Source organism: Mycolicibacterium komossense, assembly GCF_025822605.1.
GTDB classification, from domain to species: domain Bacteria; phylum Actinomycetota; class Actinomycetes; order Mycobacteriales; family Mycobacteriaceae; genus Mycobacterium; species Mycobacterium komossense.
In genome coordinates this window covers 20,471-38,659 of record NZ_JACKTY010000030.1, presented here as the reverse complement: position 1 = coordinate 38,659, position 18,189 = coordinate 20,471, and the positions used below count along the sequence as shown (strand labels likewise).

General features: G+C 66.7%; 12 protein-coding genes. 4 read left to right on the top strand and 8 right to left on the bottom strand.

Going from position 1 to position 18,189, the window contains the following annotated elements:
• The first annotated feature begins 56 nt into the window (after window positions 1–56).
• Entirely contained in the window at window positions 57–1,706 is a 1,650-nt protein-coding gene (locus tag H7J73_RS16550; RefSeq protein WP_264068592.1) for a DNA repair helicase XPB, read from the top strand.
• A gap of 44 nt (window positions 1,707–1,750) precedes the next feature.
• Complete coding sequence (locus H7J73_RS16545) at window positions 1,751–3,436, top strand: PE-PPE domain-containing protein (protein WP_264068591.1); 1,686 nt, start codon at window positions 1,751–1,753, stop codon at window positions 3,434–3,436.
• 24 nt (window positions 3,437–3,460) lie between these two features.
• Here the strand turns inward: H7J73_RS16545 and H7J73_RS16540 are convergent, their stop codons facing one another.
• The 3 genes from H7J73_RS16540 to H7J73_RS16530 all read right to left on the bottom strand — a co-directional run bounded on the left by H7J73_RS16540 (window position 3,461) and on the right by H7J73_RS16530 (window position 6,148).
• Complete coding sequence (locus tag H7J73_RS16540) at window positions 3,461–4,606, bottom strand: thiolase family protein (protein ID WP_264068590.1); 1,146 nt, start codon at window positions 4,604–4,606, stop codon at window positions 3,461–3,463.
• 12 nt (window positions 4,607–4,618) lie between these two features.
• Window positions 4,619–5,056: a Zn-ribbon domain-containing OB-fold protein gene (locus H7J73_RS16535; RefSeq protein ID WP_264068589.1), complete on the bottom strand. Its 438-nt coding sequence runs from the start codon at window positions 5,054–5,056 to the stop codon at window positions 4,619–4,621.
• Between the two features lie 99 nt (window positions 5,057–5,155).
• Entirely contained in the window at window positions 5,156–6,148 is a 993-nt protein-coding gene (locus H7J73_RS16530; RefSeq protein WP_264068588.1) for an LLM class F420-dependent oxidoreductase, read from the bottom strand.
• 111 nt (window positions 6,149–6,259) lie between these two features.
• Between H7J73_RS16530 and H7J73_RS16525 the strand changes: the two genes are divergently transcribed.
• Window positions 6,260–6,685 (top strand): pyridoxamine 5'-phosphate oxidase family protein, encoded by a 426-nt coding sequence (locus tag H7J73_RS16525; protein ID WP_264068587.1) that lies wholly within the window; start codon window positions 6,260–6,262, stop codon window positions 6,683–6,685.
• A gap of 82 nt (window positions 6,686–6,767) precedes the next feature.
• Here the strand turns inward: H7J73_RS16525 and H7J73_RS16520 are convergent, their stop codons facing one another.
• From H7J73_RS16520 to H7J73_RS16505, 4 genes are all read right to left on the bottom strand, one after another.
• Window positions 6,768–10,529 carry a beta strand repeat-containing protein gene (locus H7J73_RS16520; protein WP_264068586.1) on the bottom strand — a complete coding sequence of 1,254 codons (3,762 nt, stop codon included), beginning with the start codon at window positions 10,527–10,529 and terminating at the stop codon, window positions 6,768–6,770.
• A gap of 900 nt (window positions 10,530–11,429) precedes the next feature.
• Window positions 11,430–13,577, bottom strand: a complete 2,148-nt coding sequence (locus H7J73_RS16515) for a 3-hydroxyacyl-CoA dehydrogenase NAD-binding domain-containing protein (RefSeq protein WP_264068585.1) — start codon at window positions 13,575–13,577, stop codon at window positions 11,430–11,432.
• A gap of 4 nt (window positions 13,578–13,581) precedes the next feature.
• Window positions 13,582–14,793 (bottom strand): acetyl-CoA C-acetyltransferase, encoded by a 1,212-nt coding sequence (locus H7J73_RS16510; protein WP_264068584.1) that lies wholly within the window; start codon window positions 14,791–14,793, stop codon window positions 13,582–13,584.
• 126 nt (window positions 14,794–14,919) lie between these two features.
• Window positions 14,920–16,026, bottom strand: coding sequence for an alkene reductase (locus tag H7J73_RS16505; RefSeq protein ID WP_264068583.1), 1,107 nt, complete (start codon window positions 16,024–16,026; stop codon window positions 14,920–14,922).
• 59 nt (window positions 16,027–16,085) lie between these two features.
• On the opposite strand from H7J73_RS16505, the gene H7J73_RS16500 reads away from it, so the two are divergent.
• Complete coding sequence (locus H7J73_RS16500) at window positions 16,086–17,255, top strand: pyridoxal phosphate-dependent aminotransferase (protein ID WP_264068582.1); 1,170 nt, start codon at window positions 16,086–16,088, stop codon at window positions 17,253–17,255.
• Window position 17,256: 1 nt separating this feature from the next.
• Here the strand turns inward: H7J73_RS16500 and H7J73_RS16495 are convergent, their stop codons facing one another.
• Complete coding sequence (locus H7J73_RS16495) at window positions 17,257–18,171, bottom strand: LLM class F420-dependent oxidoreductase (RefSeq protein ID WP_264068581.1); 915 nt, start codon at window positions 18,169–18,171, stop codon at window positions 17,257–17,259.
• Between the last annotated feature and the right edge of the window lie 18 nt (window positions 18,172–18,189).

Here is an 18,189-nt window from a genome sequence, read left to right as displayed (position 1 = left end):
GAACGACGAGCATGGAGTGGCGCCAAAGCTGTCGGCCGACGAAGGATAATGAACTGATGACCGACGGACCCCTGATCGTCCAGTCCGACAAAACCGTGCTGCTCGAGGTCGACCACGAACAGGCCGGAGAGGCACGAGCCGCCATCGCCCCGTTCGCCGAGCTCGAACGCGCCCCCGAACACATCCACACCTACCGCATCACCCCGCTGGCACTATGGAACGCCCGCGCCGCCGGTCACGACGCCGAACAGGTGGTCGACGCGCTGGTCAGCTTCTCCCGCTACGCCGTTCCGCAGCCGCTGCTGGTCGACATCGTCGACACCATGGCCCGCTACGGCCGACTGCAGCTGGTCAAGAGCCCGGTACACGGTCTGGTCCTGGTCAGCCTGGACCGCGCCGTGCTGGCTGAGGTGATGCGGCACAAGAAGATCTCCCCCATGCTGGGCGCGCGCATCGACGACGACACCGTGATCGTCCATCCCAGCGAACGCGGCCACATCAAGCAGCTGCTGCTCAAGATCGGCTGGCCGGCGGAAGATCTGGCCGGCTACGTCGACGGCGAGGCCCACCCGATCAGCCTCGAGCAGGACGGCTGGCAGCTGCGCGACTACCAGGAGATGGCGGCCGATTCGTTCTGGGCCGGCGGTTCCGGCGTCGTGGTCCTGCCCTGCGGGGCGGGCAAGACGATGGTCGGCGCGGCCGCGATGGCCAAGGCGGGCGCGACGACGCTGATCCTGGTCACCAACACGGTGGCGGGCCGGCAGTGGAAGCGCGAGCTGATCGCCAGGACGTCGCTGACCGAAGAGGAGATCGGCGAGTACTCCGGCGAGCGCAAAGAGATCCGGCCGGTCACCATCGCGACCTATCAGGTGATCACCCGTCGCACCAAGGGCGAGTACAAGCATCTGGAGCTGTTCGACAGCCGCGACTGGGGACTCATCATCTATGACGAGGTCCATCTGCTGCCCGCGCCGGTGTTTCGAATGACCGCCGATCTGCAGTCGCGGCGGCGTCTCGGACTCACCGCCACACTGATCCGCGAGGACGGCCGCGAAGGCGACGTCTTCTCCCTGATCGGGCCCAAGCGTTACGACGCACCGTGGAAGGACATCGAGGCCCAGGGCTGGATCGCGCCGGCGGAATGCATCGAGGTCCGCGTCACGCTCACCGAGAACGAGCGGATGATCTACGCGACGGCCGAGCCCGAGGAGCGCTACAAGTTGTGCTCCACTGCGCATTCGAAGATCGCGGTGGTCAAATCCATCCTGGAGCGCCATCCCGACGAGCCGACGCTGGTGATCGGCGCCTACCTCGACCAGCTCGACGAACTCGGCGCGGAACTGAACGCCCCGATCATCCAGGGCTCGACCAAGACCGCGGAACGCGAGACGCTGTTCGAGCAGTTCCGTCGCGGGGAGATCCGCACACTTGTCGTGTCGAAGGTGGCGAACTTCTCCATCGATCTGCCGGAAGCCTCTGTCGCAGTACAGGTTTCGGGTACCTTCGGATCACGCCAGGAAGAGGCACAACGGCTGGGCCGGCTGTTGCGGCCGAAGGCCGACGGTGGCGGCGCGGTGTTCTACAGCGTGGTGTCGCGGGACAGCCTCGATGCCGAATACGCCGCACACCGGCAGCGTTTTCTCGCCGAGCAAGGCTACGGCTACATCATCAAAGACGCCGACGACCTCCTGGGCCCCGCTATCTGAGCAAAGTCGCGTCAGGGTCCACCGACCGCGCTAATCTTCCGCTCGTGAATGCAGCGCCCATCATCGGTCGGGTAGGCGGATTGGCGATCGCGTTGGGGGTCGGTGCCGCCATCGCCGGTGGATCGGGTGTGGCGTGGGCGGACAGCTCCGTGGGCACCTCGGCGGGGTCGAGCGCGTCGTCGCATGCGCCGTCCGCGAGCAAAACGGCCGTCACGAGAAGCTCGGGGTCGGCCACCGCGCGGTCGGCCGGGCTGCGCCCGGTCACGGCGCAGGCCCGCACGGCGACCGTCGCCCGGCCCGCATCCGCCGCCAAGGTGACCGCCGCCGGGGCAGGACCCGCCGCCGGGGACAATCCGGTTTCACCGGCCGAGGCCCCGGTGGCACTGGCCTTGGCCGCCTTCACCCGTCGCGAATCCCTCTCGTCGGCCGCTGCGCCGGCAGCGATGAGCCAGACCACCGCGGTGATCATGAGCCCCAGCGGCGTGCCGATCGTGTCGCCGGACTACCTGGCCCGGGTTTTCGCTCTCTACGTCGCACCGAACAGTCCGGTGGGCACCACCCCGGAGGGCCTCGACACTCCGGAAGGCCTGTACCCGATCACCGGGGTGAAGAGCTTGCCGCTCAACACGTCCGTGGACCAGGGGTTGCAGATCCTCGGCACCGAGATCCAAAAACAGCTCAACGCGGGAAATGCCGTCACGGTGTTCGGCTACTCCCAGAGCGCCGTCATCTCGTCGCTGGCGATGCAGGATCTCGATCCATCGCTGCCGCTGTCGTTCATCCTGGTCGGCAACGAGATGAACCCCAATGGTGGTCTGCTGTCGCGGTTCCCGGGCATGAGCCTGCCGGCCCTCGGCATTCCGTTCTATGGGCCGACCCCGGCGGATGCCTTCCCGACGACGAACTACACGCTCGAATACGACGGTTTCGCGGACTTCCCGCGCTACCCACTCAACTTTCTGGCGGATCTCAACGCCGGGCTGGGCATCGTGTTCGTCCACACCAAATACGCGGACCTCACGCCGGACCAGGTGACACCGGTTGCGCAGGGTGGTCAGGCCATCGAGTTGCCGACGTCGTCGCCGACGCAGCACTACTACGTCATCCCGACGGAGAACCTGCCGCTGCTGGAACCGCTGCGCCTCGTACCGCTGATCGGCACACCGCTCGCAGACCTTCTGCAGCCCGCATTGACGGTGATCGTCAACCTCGGCTACGGCGACCCGAAATACGGCTGGTCCACTGCGGGGTACGCCAACGAGGTGACGCCGTTCGGGGTTCTGCCGGATGTCGACTGGGGTGAGGTTGCTGGTCTTCTCGCCGCGGGGGCCCAGCAGGGCGTCACTGATTTCCTCGGCGACTTGCGGCCCGGCGGGTCGATAGCCCATGAGCTGTCGGCAATCTCCCTGCCCACCCCCGACCAGGTGGTCGCGGACCTGCAGGCATTGCCGATGACGATCGCGTACACCATCTCGAATGCGGCGTCCGCGGCCTACGCGGCGCTCCTTCCGACCGCCGACATCATCAATTCCCTGGTGACAGTGTTACCTGCGTACAACCTGACGCTGTTCCTCGGCGGGATCGAGCAGGTTCTCGCCGGCGATATCGGCGGCGGGCTCGTCAACGCGGTCGGTCTCCCCCTTGCCGCCGACGTCGGCTTGATCACCACAGCGGGATTGATCGAACTGCTGGTTCTCGGGCAGGCGGTCGAGGGCGTCATCCAGGCGTGATGGTTGTCGCCATCCCGGTACCGACTACCGCGACAGGATTGTCGCCGAAGCGGTTCCGGGCGCGCCGTAGACCTGAGCCAGGCCGACCCGCGGGTCGCCGGGGACCTGACGATCGCCGGCCTCACCGCGGAGCTGACGAACCAGCTCGTGCATCTGGCGCAGGCCCGAGGCGCCGATCGGCTCGCCGTTGGCGATCAGGCCGCCGTCGGTGTTGACCGGGATCGAGCCGTGGATCTCGGTGGCGCCGTCGGCGAGCAGCTTCTCCTGCTCACCGTCGGCACACAATCCGGTCTCGGCCATGTGGATGACCTCGGCGCCGGCGTCGGTGTCCTGCAGCTGCGCGATATCGACGTCCTCGGGGCCGATACCCGCCGCTTCGTAAGCGGCCTTGGCGGCGAACACCGTCGGCGACGGATCCTCGTCGAGCGGCGCCGAGGTGGCGTGCACTTCATAGGCGCCGTAGGTCCTGGTGCGAATCTCGGAGGCCGTCACATAGACCGGCTTGCCGGTGTACTTGTGGGCGATATCGGCGCGGCACATGATCACCGCGGCCGCCCCCTCGTCGGGGGCACAGAACATGAACTGCCGCAGCGGGTAGTTCAGCACCGGCGACGCCATGATCTCGTCGACCGATATTTCCTTACGCCGGAACGCCTTCGGGTTAAGCACACCGTTGCGGAAGTTCTTGTTGGCCACCCGCGCCAGCGTCTCCTCGGAGATGCCGTGCTTGTGGAGGTAGTGGTTGGCCTTCATCCCGAAGAACTTGGTGGTGACGAACTGGCCGTTGTTGGCGTACCACTGCGGCAGCGCCAACTTGGCCGGATCGTCGGTGAACGCACCGCGCGGATGCTTGTCCAAGCCGATGGCGATACCGATGTCGTACTTGCCGAGCCGGATGGTGTCGGCCGTCTGCTGGATGGCGCTGGCCGCGGTGGCGCAGGCGTTGAACACGTTGGTGAACGTGATGCCGGTCAGTCCGACCAAGCGGGTGACGGCGTCGGGGTTGGACACCTCGTAGCTGCCGCCGAAACCGAACTGGATGTCTTTCCACTCCAGGCCGGCGTCGGTCAACGCCAGGTGAATCGCCTCGGCGCCCATCTCCATGGCGGTCTTGTCGAAACGGCCGAACGGGTGCAGCCCCACGCCGATGATCGCAACGTCGTTACTCATGGCAATGCCTTCCTAGACCGGCGTGAACGCGAATGTGATGATCTCGACCGGGTTGTCGGGGTCCGAGGCGTCGGTGGCGAACGGGATCATGGCGAGTTCGACGTCCATGCCGAACTGCAACTTGGCCGGGTCGTTCTCGGTGAGCCTGCCCTCGACGCGCACGACGGCCTCTTCTCCCAGACCGAGCTGGACCAGGCCGACACCGAACGGGACGAAGTCTTTGCCGGTCGGGCCGATGTACGGCGCCCCGGGCGGGAAGCCCTGCGTGGTCCAGGCCACCAGGGTGCCGCGCCGGGGCAGCGCCAGATCGGCCATCTCTGCCTTACTACATTTCGGGCAGTGCGTCTGCACCGGGAAGACGGTGGCATGGCAAGCGCCACACCGACTTCCGATCAGCTGAGGGTTCTCCTCGGGCCAGGTTGAGATCTCCGGAGCAAGTGCCTTCTGCATCGAACAACCTCCGCAAGCCGATCCAATAATGCGCTTCCGGAATCGTACAATACAGTTATCGTCAGCGGAAATGACATTCTCATTTCACCGCCGACGAGGTCACGACAGCGCGGGGATCACTTCCTTCTCGAACAGTTCGATCCCGGACCGGTCGTACGCCGCCTCGGCGAAATAGCAGATGACGTACTCGCAGCCGAGATCACGCAGGCGCCGCAGCGACGCGATGACCTGCCCGGGGGTGCCCGCGACCGAGTCCGGTCCGCTCATCGAACCGATCATGGCGTCGGCTGCTCCGTCGCCGACCACCGGCACGAGCCGACCGCGAATCCCCGCCAGCCGGTTCTGGACGTCGGCATCGGAGGCGCCCAGGACCGGGTTGATGTTGGCCGACCGGACGATCGCGTCGAAGTCGGTGCCCACCTCGCGGCAATGCTCGGCCAGAATCTGCGACTTATGGGCGAAGCCCTCGGGTTCGGAGGTGAAGTTGGTGTACTGCGCGTATTCGGCGGCGATCCTGAGTGTGACCTTCTCCCCGCCGCCGGCAATCCACAGCGGAATACCGCTGTCCTGCAGTGGCTTTGGCTGCACGATGGCGCCGTCAACCTGATAGTGCTTGCCCTCGAAGCTGACCCTGCCGTCGCGCCACGCGTCGCGCATGATCTGGACGCCCTCGTCGAGGCGGGCGAGCCGGACCCCGGCCGACGGGAATCCGTAACCGTAGGCGCGCCATTCGTGTTCGTACCAGCCGCCACCGATCCCCATCTGAACCCGGCCGCCCGAGATGATGTCCGCGGTGGCAGCCACCTTGGCCAGGTAGACCGGATTGCGGTAGCTCATCGCCGTGCACATCTGGCCGAGCTTGATCCGTGACGTCGTCGCCGCGTAGGCCGACATCAACGACCACGCCTCATGGGTGGCCTCGTCGGTAGGCATCGGCACGGTATGGAAGTGGTCGTACACCCAAAGCGAGTCCCAGATGCCGCCGTCGTCGACATAGGCCGCGAGATCGCGCATCACCGCCCACTGCTCCGCGGGGTCGATACCGACCAGATCGAGTCGCCAGCCTTGCGGGATGAACAGTCCGAAGCGCATGTTTACGACTCTAGGGCAGTGCCGATCGGCTCAGGCTGGATGTCGGCATGCGTGACCACCACTCGCGCAGGCGGCGATGCCGTCCCCGGCTGTTCTGGCTACTTTGGAGACATGGCCCTTTCCCAAGATGAACGCGAACAATTTCTGGCCGAGTCCCGGAACGCCGCCCTGTCGGTGTACGCCGGTGATGCTCGCGGCCCGCTGACCGTGCCGATCTGGTACCAGTACACACCCGGCGGCGAACCGTGGATCCTGACCGGACCCGGCTCGCGCAAGGCCCGCCTGATCGAGGCGACGGGCTATTTCTCACTGATGGTCGAGCGTGTGGAGCCGACCGTGCGCTACGTCGCCGTCGACGGCGCGGTCAGCCGCATCGAACCCGGAACCGACGCCCAGTTGGAGGAGATGACGCGGCGCTACCTCGACGGTGAGGCTGCCGACAGGTACCTCGAATTCGCCCGGAAGGAATTGGGTGAAAACATCGCCATCTATATGCAGCCGCAGCACTGGGTGTCGGCGGACCTCGGCGCCCTCTAGCCCCTGTCACCTGACGAGCAGACGCAAAAGACCCCCGAAACACCAGGTTTCGGGGGTCTTTTGCGTCTGCTCGCGAAGAGGGCTAGCCGGCCGCGTGTGCCGAGCCGGCCGTCTTCTTGGCGGGCTTGTCCGCCGACTGCTTGGGCGTCAGCGACTTCACGGCCTTGTCCACGGAGCTCGCCACACCTGAGGTGGCCGCGTCGACCTGCTTGCGGACTCCACTGAGACCGCCGCCCGTGGTCGCCGAATCGGTCGCTGCCGCAGTGGTTTCCGGCTTAGTGGGCAGATCCTTGACCACGTTGAGCCGCGGCTTGGCCTGAGGAACCGGAGCCGAAGCGCTGCCGTCGGTAGCCACCGTCACCGTCGAACTGTCCGCGGGGAGCTTGGTGCTCGTGACGGCAGCCGGGGTGAAGCTACCAGTGGTCGCAGCGGCCTTGCCGGCAGCGGTGGGCGCCGTGGCCGAGGCGAGTTTGAGCCCACCGTCGGTCTTGGCGCTGACACCACCGTCGACTGCGACGCCGCCACCCACCGTGACCGAACCACCGACGGTCAGGCGCGCGGCAGCGGCCGTCAGACCGGCGGTGATCGCCGCGATGGCGTCATTGCCGTCTTTGAGCGCGGTGACGACCGTGTTGTGGAACGCGGTACCGAATTCGGTCGCGGCCGTGACGCCGATATCGGCCAGGTCGTGGCCGGCCGTAGCCAGTGCATTGACCGCAATCTGCACTGCAGCAACGACATCGGCAGGGCTGGGAATGCCGGCCAGCGTGGCGTGCACAGCCGCACTGATCTGGACTCCGGCATTGGCCGCCGCCTGCACCAGCACGGTGCCCAGCTCAGCGATGGCGGGTTGGATGCCGGCCAGCGACGACTGCAGAGCCACTGCCAGTGCACCGCCGTCCTTCAGCAATCCGGTGATGACGGCTTGCACGGCGGCGCTGCCGGCGGTGATGCCACCGGCCACCGCAGCGGACAGGTTGGTGATCACGGTCGCGGCCGCCTGCGCCGCCGCGTTGATGCCAGGAACGAAACCTGCCAGGGCACCAGTGAGGGCCGTGGCGAACTCCGCGGGTGTCGGGAACGCTGCGACCGCCGCATTGAAGGCGGTGGCCAACGCACCCCCGGCGTTCGCCAGTGCGGTCGCGATGGCGGGGATGTTCAGCGCAGCGCCCAGGTTGACAGTCGCCTGCAAGGCAACCTGCAGTGCGAGCGCCACACTCGGGCTGATCTGAGCGGCCGCCGAGACCAGTGCATTGACGAATGCTGCCGGCGTCGGGAACGCCGACAGGGCCGCCTTGAGCGCGTCGACGAGCTGCCCGGTGCCGTTGAGCAGGCCGCCGACGACCGCCTGGAACGCCGTGGCGCCCGTGGCCACCCCGGCCGCGATGGCGCTGGCCAAGGCAGCGGACAGGGTGGCGATAGCCGTCCCGCCCGCGGTGACAATCGCGGTGACTCCCGGCAGCACCCCGGCCAGGGCCCCGGTCAGTGCGGCGGCGAATTCGGCAGGTGTCGGGAAGTTCGCGACCACCGCGTTGAACGCGGCGGCCAAGGTCGAACCGGCATTGGCCAACGCCGAGACGATGGCCGGCAGGTTCAGCGCGGCCCCGAGATCGATGGCACCCTGCAGCGCGACCTGCAAGGCGGCGCCCAGGCTGGCGTTGATATTGGTGACCGCGCCGATCAGGGCATTGACGAATGCGACCGGCGAAGGAAGCACCCCGAGAACGGCCTGCAGCGCCCCGATGAGCTGGCTGCTGCCAGCCACCAACGCGTCGGTGAAGGCCTGGAATGCCGTGCGGCCCAAGCTGATTCCGGCATTGATGGCACTGGCCAACGCTGCCGCCAGGTTGGCGAGGATGCCTTCGGTCGCCGACACCGTCCCGACCACCACCGGAATGAAGCCGGCCACGGCACCGCCGAGGGCTGCGGCGAAGGCGGCCGGCGACGGGAAGGCCGCGACCACCGCGTTGAATGTGGCGGCCAGGTCGGCACCTGCATTGACCAGGGCGTTGGCGATGGCCGTGACGTTCAGGTCGACCCCCAGCTGAACCACTGCCTGCAGGGCGACCTGCAGGGCGGCGGACAGCGCCGGGCTCAACTGTGCGGCGGCCGTGACCAGGGCGTTGACGAAGGCCGCGGGTGTCGGGAAGGCGGCGAGAGCGGCTTGGAACGCGGCGTACAGCGGTGTTCCGACGTCGAGGAGCCCGTTAATCACCGCCTGGAACGCAGTGCTGCCGGCAACGACACCGGCGGCGATCGTGGCGCCCAACGTCGACGTGAGATTGGTGATCACGGTCTGGGCCGCCTGTGCAGCGGCCGTGAGTCCCGGGACCAATGCGCCCAGCGCCCCGGTGATGGCGGCAGCGAATGCGGCCGGCGTCGGGAACGCGGCGATGGCCGCGTTGAACGCGGCGGCCACGTTGGCGCCTGCGTTGATCAGGGCGTCGGCGATGGCGGGAACGTTGAGGTTCACCCCCAGATCGATGGCCGCCTGCAATGCGACTTGCAACGAGGCCGACAGTGCCGGGCTGATCTGCGAGAGCGCCGTGACCAAGGCGTTGACGAAGGCAGCAGGCGACGGGAACGCGGCGAGTGCCGCCGCGAAGGCGGCGGACAGCTGGCTGCCCGCCGTCTGCAGTCCGGTGACGAACGCCTGGAATGCGGTGGCGCCCGAGGCGAGGCCTGCGGCGATGGTGCTCGCCAAGGCCGTCGACAGGTTTCCGATCAGGGCCTGCGTGGTCTGCAGTGCGGTGGCCAGTCCGGGAACGAACCCGGCCAGTGCCCCACTGAGGACTGCCGCGAACGCGGCGATGTTAGGGAAGGACGCGACGACGGTGTTGAACGCGGTGGCCAGTGCGGTGCCGGCGGTGGCCAGTGCGTTCGCGATGACTGTCGCGCTGACGTTGATCCCCACACTGATGCCCTGCAGGGCAACCTGCAAAGCGAGCGCCAGGTTGGGGCTGATCTGCGCGAATGCGCCAACCAGAGCGTTGACGAACGCGGCCGGCGACGGGAAGGCCGCGAGCGCAGCCTGGAACGCCAGGGCGAGCTGTCCGGTGCCGTCGAGCAGTCCGTTGATGACCGCTTGGAACGCCGTGCTGCCCGCCGCGATACCCGCGTTGATGGTGCTGGCCAGCGCTGCCGAGAGGTTGGTGACCACAGCCTGCGCCGCGGTGGCGGCGGCCGCCAGGCCGGGGATGACCGCACCGAGCGCGGTGGTAACGGCGGTGACGAACTCAGCCGGGGTGGGGAACGCTGCGACAGCGGCGTTGAACGCGGCTGCCAGCTGTGCACCGGCGTTGGCCAGGGCCTGCGCGATGGCCGACGCATCCAGGTGGATGTTGATGTCGACATCCAGGGTGAGCAGAGGCGCCAGGGCGACCTGCAACGCCACCGCCAGGTTCTGGTTGAGCTGAGCGATCGCAGTGACCAGCGCGTTCACGAATTCGGCCGGAGTGGCGAAACTTGCGATGGTCTTGTTCACCGCCGTGGCCAGCGCGCCACCCCCGGCCTCCAGACCGTCGACAAAGGACTGGAACGCGGTATCGCCGGCGGCGACTCCCTGCGCCAGCGTCGTCTGTAGCGCGCTGCCGAGTTCTGCGAGTGCGGCATCGCCGGCCCCGGTGACCGCGGCCGCGCCCGTCTGGGACGCCGCGAATGCGCCGTGGAGGGCCGCAATGATGTCCGAGGCGGTCGAGAGGGAGACATCACCGAGGACTGCGACGACCCGCTCGCCCCGAATGGCGAAATCGGGCGGGGTGACCTGAATGGGCGCGAGCGCGATGGCAGAGGCGCCGACCAGGGCCACACCGGCTGTCAGATAGGACTTGATGGCAACTTCCACGACGTCTCCTGAAAAGTTTGTGCACGGCTAGATGAGCGAAGGCAGCTGAGAGATACCTAAGAAACCAGGCCTTGAAACAAATTTCCTGGAACTTATTTTGCGGACCCGTCAGATCGTTGCTCTCGGCGTTCACAGGTAGGTAGCCACTACCCAGACGGCGGCCAACGTGCGGCGGTGTCGGCAAATCATTGCCACGAGTTTCGACAACAGGGCCAGCAGAGCGTTACTTACCGTAGACAAGTAGCTACCGCCCCCGCGCCCGGCCATCGTCGCCCGTCAACAGTCCTTTGCGTTTGAAAATAAGTTTCACGGACCGATCGGCTCACGGGTCCCGGTACGACAACGGGGGCGCCAGACGCCCCACTGCCGGCGATGTGTCCCACAATTAGCAACCAACCCCGCGTTTTGGGTGGACCCATCTGCGCATTCGCTAACTTTTTTAGTGTGAAACGAGTCACACTCGGCGCAATGTGGCCGGTTTTGCCCACGCCCGCCGCTCCCCGTGGACCGGAGGACCGCGGTGCGCCACGGCGGGATGAATCGACGAGGGGTGCCGAAAAAAATCTCCTCAAATGAGGTTTAGCCGCTGGTGCGACCGGGAATCATCGCCAGCGTCACCCACACTGCGAGATGTTTCCAACGAGAACGCCGCCGGGCTTGCCGCAAAGCCCGTCGACCTAGGCCCGCCCCGAAGAGGCGAAACCACCCACAGGTAGCTGAGTGGTTAACCCGTCGAGATTTACGAGTTAGCTGTGAAGAATTCCGCCCCTGGTGAGCTGAGAAAAAGCTGAGACAGATGGGTCGAATCTCAGTCGCCGGCGGCTGGACCGCGGCACACCCGCGCAAACGCCAGCAGGGCTGACCGGCCGAAGCCGGTCAGCCCTGCTGGGAAGCGAAGAACTAGTTGTTCAGTGACGCAGGCGGCAGGAAGCGGTCGCCGTACTTGGCGGCCAGTTCCTTGGCGCGGGTCACGAAAGCTTCCTTGCCGATCCCGGCCGGGCCCTCGTAACCGACGATGAACTGCGCCGAGCCACCGGTCCACGGCGGGAAACCGATGCCGAGGATCGAGCCGATGTTGGCGTCCGCCGTCGTGGTCAGCACACCCTCGTCGAGGCACTTCTGAGTCTCCAGCGCCTCGGCGAACAGCATGCGGTCGACCATGTCCTGGATCGGGATCTCGGAGGTTCCTGAGTTGAAAGTCTCCTTGAGCCCGGGCCACAGCTGGGTGCGCTTGCCATCAACGTACTCATAGAACCCGGCGCCTTTGAGCCGCGAAGGCCGTCCGATCTCGATCATCTTCTCGACGACCGCTTCGGCTGGGTGCGCCTCGTAGGTGCCACCCGCATCTTCAATGCCCTTGCGTGAGGCGACCGCGATCTTGTGCATCAGCTCCAGGTTGAGCTCATCGGAGAGCTGCAGCGGCGCCGCCGGGTAACCGGCCTTACCGCCCGCGTGCTCGATGCTGGCCGGCGCGACACCCTCGCCGAGCATGGCCAGCGCCTCGTTGACGAAGGTGCCGATGACGCGGCTGGTGAAGAAGCCGCGGCTGTCGTTGACGACGATCGGGGTCTTGCCGATGGCCAGGGTGTAGTCGAACACCCGGGCTAGCGCCTCGTCAGAAGTCTTCTCGCCCTTGATGATTTCGACCAATGGCATCTTGTCGACCGGCGAGAAGAAGTGGATCCCGATGAAGTCTTCCTGGCGCTTGACGCCCGAGGCCAGCCCGGTGATCGGCAGCGTGGAGGTGTTGGACCCGAGCAGCGCGTTCGGCTCGACGATGTCCTCGATCTCCTGGAACACCTGGTGCTTGAGTTCCTGGCTCTCGAAGACGGCCTCGATGACGAAGTCGACGCCCTTGAAATCAGCCGGGTCGGCACTCGGGGTGATCCGGGCCAGCAGAGCGTCGCTGCGTTCTTGGGTGGTCTTGCCGCGCTCGAGCGCCTTGGCCTCGATCTTCTCCGAGTAGTTCTTGCCCTTCTCGGCGGCCTCGATGGTGACGTCCTTGAGCACGACGTCGAACCCGGCCTTGGCCGAGACGTAGGCGATGCCGGCGCCCATCATGCCGGCACCCAGCACACCGATCTTGGTGATCGGGGTCTTGCCGATGCCCTCGGGCCGCGAGCCGCCCGAGCTGATGAACTGCATGTCAAAGAAGAACGCCTGGATCATGTTCTTCGCGACCTGGCCGGTGACCAGCTCGGTGAAGTAACGGCTCTCGATGCGGCTGGCGGTGTCGAAGTCGACCTGCGCACCCTCGATCGCTGCGGCCAGGATCGCCTTGGGCGCAGGCATATTCGCGCCCTTGAGCTGCTTGCGCAGCAGCGCCGGGAAGGACGGCAGGATGGCTGCCAGCGCCGGGGTGGACGGGGTGCCGCCCGGCATCTTGTAACCCTTCTTGTCCCAGGGCTGCTCATGCGCGTCGGGGTTGGCCTTGATCCACGCCTTCGCGGCAGGAACCAGCTCGTCGATCGAGCCGACGAGTTCGTCGACCAGGCCGATCTCCTTGGCCTTGGCGGGCTTGAACCGGGTGCCCTGGCTCAGCACGGTCATGAACGCGTTCTGGATGCCGAGCATGCGCACGGTGCGGGTGACGCCGCCACCGCCGGGCAGCAGGCCCAGCGACACCTCGGGCAGACCGAGGACACTGCCTTTGACATCGGCCGCGATGCGGTGATGGGTGGCCAGCGCGATCTCCAGGCCGCCACCGAGGGCGGCTCCGTTGATGGCCGCGACGACCGGCTTGCCGAACGTCTCCAGGGTCCGCAGTGCCTTCTTGACGGTCTCCACCGTGCTGAAGGCTTCGCCCGCGTTCTCCGGGCCGAGGTGGATCATCGACTTCAGGTCACCGCCGGCGAAGAAGGTCTTCTTCGCGCTGGTGATAACGACGCCGGTGATCGAATCCTTCTCGGCAACCAGACGTTCGACGGCCTTGTTCATCGACTCGGTGTAGTGCTCGTTCATCACGTTCGCCGACCCGGTCGGATCGTCGAGCGTCAGCGTGACGATGCCGTCGGCATCCTGGTCCCACTGAATAGTGTTCTCTGCCATGCTCTTAAACCCTCTCAATGATGGTGGCCACGCCCATGCCGCCGCCGATGCACAGCGTGATCAGGGCACGCTTGGCGCCGCGGCGCTCGAGCTCGTCGACCATGGTTCCGGTGATCATGGCGCCGGTGGCGCCCAGCGGGTGGCCCATCGCGATGGCGCCACCGTTGACGTTGAGCTTCTCGTCGGGGATGTTGAGGTCCTTCTGGAACTTCAGCACCACCGAGGCGAAAGCCTCGTTCAATTCGAACAGGTCGATATCGTCGATCGTCAGCCCCGCGCGGTCGAGCACCTTGCGGGTGGCCGGGGTGGGGCCGGTCAGCATGATCGTCGCGTCCGCGCCGCTGGTGGCCGTGGCCACGATCCGCGCCCGCGGGGTCAATCCCTGCGACGTGCCCGCACTTTCGCTACCGACGAGCACCAGGGCGGCGCCGTCGACGATGCCCGAGCTGTTTCCACCGGTGTGGACGTGGTTGATCTTCTCGATCCAGTGGTATTTCTGCAGCGCCACATCGTCGAAGCCGCCCATCGAGCCGATGCCGTCGAACGCGGTGCGCAGCTTGCCGAGGCTTTCCACGGTGGACTCCGGCCGCATGTGCTCGTCATGGTCGAGGATCAGCAGGCCGTTCTGGTCACGAACGGGCACAACGGATTTGGCAAAGTAGCCGCCCGACCATGCCGCGGCAGCGCGCTCCTGCGAGCGGGCCGCGTAGGCGTCGACGTCCTCACGTGAGAAGCCCTCGATGGTGGCGATCAGGTCGGCGCCGATGCCTTGGGGGGCGATGTAGTTGTCATAGGTCACCACGACGTCGCTGAACATGGCGCCACCGTCGGAGCCCATCGGGACGCGGCTCATCGACTCGACGCCGCCGGCCAACACCAGGTCGTCCCAGCCGGAGCGCACCTTCTGCGCGGCGGTGTTCACAGCTTCCAGGCCGGATGCGCAGAACCGGTTGAGCTGAACGCCGCCGGTGGTATCGGGCAGGCCCGCGGCCAGCACGGCAGTGCGGGCGATATCGCCGCCCTGATCGCCGACGGGTGAGACGACGCCGAGGATGACGTCGCTGATCAAGGTTTCGTCCAGATCGGGATGCCGGCTGCGCAGTTCGTCGATCAAGCCGACGACGAGGTTGATCGGCTTGACCTCGTTGAGTGCACCGCCGCGCTGCTTGCCGCGCGGCGTGCGAATGGCCTCGTAGATGAAGGCTTCTTCGGACATGTCTGTGGTCTCCAGGTCCTGTTCAGATGGGTTACGGGTCCGTCATACGACGGTAGCCCTCTGAATACAGAGCCTAGCAAGACGCCCTCCCAACTCGTTGGTTGGGAGGGCGCACAGCCTGAACGGTCAGGCCGTTTGGGGAGCTACCGCCACCGCCAGGGTCGGGTAGTCGATATACCCGGCGGGGCCCGGCGCGTAGAACGTACTGACATCGGGTTCGTTGAGCTCGGCGCCCAACACCAGCCGATCGATCAGATCGGGATTGGCCAGGTAGGCGCGACCGACGGCCGCGGCGCTGATCGCACCCATGTCGACGAAGCTCTCCAGCTGGCAGAAATCGGTGGCGATCTCCCGGCCGGTATTGAGGACGAACGTGCCCGACCACAGCCCGCGGATCTCGCCGAACGCCTGGTCGGCAGGGTTCATCAGCACGTGCAGGTACGCGATGTCCAGCGGTTCGATCCGGTTGACGATCGCCTCATACACACCGACGGCGTCCACCTCGTGCACGTCGCCGCCACTGTTCCCGGGCGAGATGCGCAGGCCCACCCGGCCGGCGCCGATCTCGGCGACCACGGCCTCGACCACCTCGGCGGTCAACCGCGCCCGGTTGGCGGGCGATCCGCCATAGGTGTCGGTGCGCTGGTTCACCACATCGGAGGCGAACTGGTGCAGCAGATAGCCGTTGGCGCCGTGGATCTCCACCCCGTCCATCCCGGCGTCGACGGCCCGCCGGGCGGCTGCCCGGAAGTCGGCGACGATCCCGGCGATCTCGGCAGTCTCCAGTGCGCGCGGCACCGGCAGCGGCTGCTTACCGGAGGGGGTGTGCGTGGTCAGGTTGGCGGCGATGGCCGATGGCGCGACGGATTCGCCACCGCTGATATCGGGGTGCGCCATCCGTCCGACGTGCCACAGCTGCAGGAAGATCTTGCCGCCTTGGGCGTGGACCGCGGCGGCGATCTCGGCCCACTTCTGTTCGTGGAGGTCGGTGTAGATGCCCGGGGTGTTGAGGTAGGCGCCACCCGCCGTGGCCGACACCGACGTCGCCTCGGTGACGATGATCCCGGCCGCGGCGCGCTGCGAGTAGTACTCCGCAGCCAGGTCCGACGGCGTGCCATCGGCCTGCGCACGCGATCGGGTCAGCGGTGCCATGAAGAGCCGGTTCGAGGCCGCGGTGTCGCCAACCTGGACGGGCGTCAACAGTGAAGCTTTTTCGTCAAGTGTGAATGCCACGCCGCTGACAGCGTCGGGCGGCCGCCATTCATTCCCTGGGCTGATTAGGCTCGACCGCTATGACAGTGTCGAGGCTGCGCCCTTATGCAGTCACTGTGTTCGCCGAGATGTCAGCGTTGGCCGCCAGAGTCGGCGCGGTCAACCTCGGGCAGGGCTTCCCTGACGAGGACGGTCCGGCGGGGATGCTCAAGGTCGCCCAAGAGGCCATCGCGTCCGGGGTGAACCAGTACCCGCCGGGGCTGGGTATCGCGCCGCTACGCGAGGCGATCGCCGCGCAACGGCTGCGCCACTACGGCGTCGAGTACGACCCGGACACCGAGGTGCTCGTCACCGCGGGCGCCACCGAAGCCATTGCGTCGACGATCATCGGGCTCGTCGAACCCGGCTCGGAGGTGCTGGTCATCGAGCCGTTCTACGACTCGTACTCACCGGTGATCGCGATGGCCGGCTGCCACCGAGTCGCGGTACCACTGGTGCCGTCGGGACGCGGTTTCGCGCTCGACGGCGACGCACTGCGCGCTGCGGTGACTCCGCGGACCAAGGCGCTGATCGTCAATTCACCGCACAATCCGACCGGGATGGTGCTGACCGCCTCCGAGCTGGCGACGATCGCCGATCTCGCGGTCCGCCACGACCTGCTGGTGATCACCGACGAGGTGTACGAGCACCTGGTTTTCGACGGCCGCACTCATCTGCCGTTGGCTGCCCTACCTGGCATGGCACGGCGGACGGTGACCATTTCCAGCGCTGCCAAGATGTTCAACTGCACCGGATGGAAGATCGGCTGGGCCTGCGGCGCACCGGAACTCATCGCCGGAGTGCGCGCAGCCAAGCAGTACCTGACCTACGTCGGCGGTGCGCCGTTTCAGCCTGCGGTCGCCCACGCACTCGACACCGAGGATTTCTGGGTCAGCGCACTGCGCGACTCGCTGCAGGCCAAACGCGACAAGCTCGGCGATGCACTGACCCGGCTGGGCTTCGCCGTACACGACACGTTCGGGACCTACTTCCTGTGTGCCGATCCGCGCCCTCTCGGCTACGACGACAGCACCGCGTTCTGCGCCGAGCTGCCGGAACGCGCCGGGGTGGCAGCCATCCCGATGTCGGCGTTCTGCGATCCCGACTCCCCGCATATCGGTGCGTGGAATCACCTGGTGCGCTTCGCCTTCTGTAAACGCGACGACACCATGGACGAGGCGATCCGGCGGCTCGCCGTTTTGCAGGGCTGAGTCAGAGACCGGCCGCGACCTGCCAAAGTTGTTGTAGTTCAGCCGGGTTGCTGCGCAGCACGGTGGGCACCACGTCGGTGGCACCCGCGTCGAGGTAGGTCTGCAGTGTGCGCGACACCGCATCGGCGGTCCCGACGGCGGCCAGGTCGGCGACACTGTCGACACCTTCGCGGGCGATGACCGCCTGGTAGGACGGGATGGTCGCATAGAACGCCAACTCACTCGCCGCGTGTTCGCGGGCAGCTTCGACGTCGTCGTCGATCACGACGGGCACCATCGCGAAGACCCGCGGCGCCGGGCGGCCGGCCTCGGCGGCCGCTTTCGAGATCGTCGGCACGATGAACTCGGAGAGGGTGCGGGGACCAGCCAGATAGGGCAGCGTCCCGTCGGCGAGTTCGCCGGTGACCCGCAGCGCCTGCGGCCCCATCGCGGCGACATAGACCGGTAGCGGGGCTCCGCCGGGAACGTCGACGGGCCAGTCCGGGCTAGCGGTGACCTCGTCGCCGTGGAAGTCCGCTGTGCCGTCGTGGAATATCGACCGCAGGACCGTCAGGTATTCACGCAGCCTGCGTACCGGTTTCTCGACCGAGATGCCGAAGGCAGCAGATTCGATCGACGGGGCGCCGAGCCCAAGCCCGAGACTGAAGTTTCCGTGCGAGGCGGCCTGCGCGGTCTGGGCGGCCGATGCGACGATCAGCGGATGGCGCGGGTTGATCGGCACCACCGAAGTGCCAACCCCCAATCCGGGGACGGCCGCACCGATCAGCCCGGCCAGGGCGATCGCGTCGTAATCGACGCGTTGTGCCAGCCAGACCTGCCGGACACCGGCGTCGTAGGCCGCCTTGGCCTGCGTGATGGCGTCGTCGACGATGTTGGCTGCGGTGCGGTCGGGGGTGAGGACAACTCCATGAGACATACCGCCTGCAACCGGGCC

Coding starts and splice junctions, on each gene's coding strand:
- H7J73_RS16515 (WP_264068585.1), bottom strand. CDS start 13,577: ATGGCAGAGAACACTATTCAGTGGGACCAGGATGCCGACGGCATCGTC.
- H7J73_RS16530 (WP_264068588.1), bottom strand. CDS start 6,148: ATGCGCTTCGGACTGTTCATCCCGCAAGGCTGGCGACTCGATCTGGTC.
- H7J73_RS16495 (WP_264068581.1), bottom strand. CDS start 18,171: ATGTCTCATGGAGTTGTCCTCACCCCCGACCGCACCGCAGCCAACATC.
- H7J73_RS16525 (WP_264068587.1), top strand. CDS start 6,260: ATGGCCCTTTCCCAAGATGAACGCGAACAATTTCTGGCCGAGTCCCGG.
- H7J73_RS16550 (WP_264068592.1), top strand. CDS start 57: ATGACCGACGGACCCCTGATCGTCCAGTCCGACAAAACCGTGCTGCTC.
- H7J73_RS16500 (WP_264068582.1), top strand. CDS start 16,086: ATGACAGTGTCGAGGCTGCGCCCTTATGCAGTCACTGTGTTCGCCGAG.
- H7J73_RS16535 (WP_264068589.1), bottom strand. CDS start 5,056: ATGCAGAAGGCACTTGCTCCGGAGATCTCAACCTGGCCCGAGGAGAAC.
- H7J73_RS16540 (WP_264068590.1), bottom strand. CDS start 4,606: ATGAGTAACGACGTTGCGATCATCGGCGTGGGGCTGCACCCGTTCGGC.
- H7J73_RS16510 (WP_264068584.1), bottom strand. CDS start 14,793: ATGTCCGAAGAAGCCTTCATCTACGAGGCCATTCGCACGCCGCGCGGC.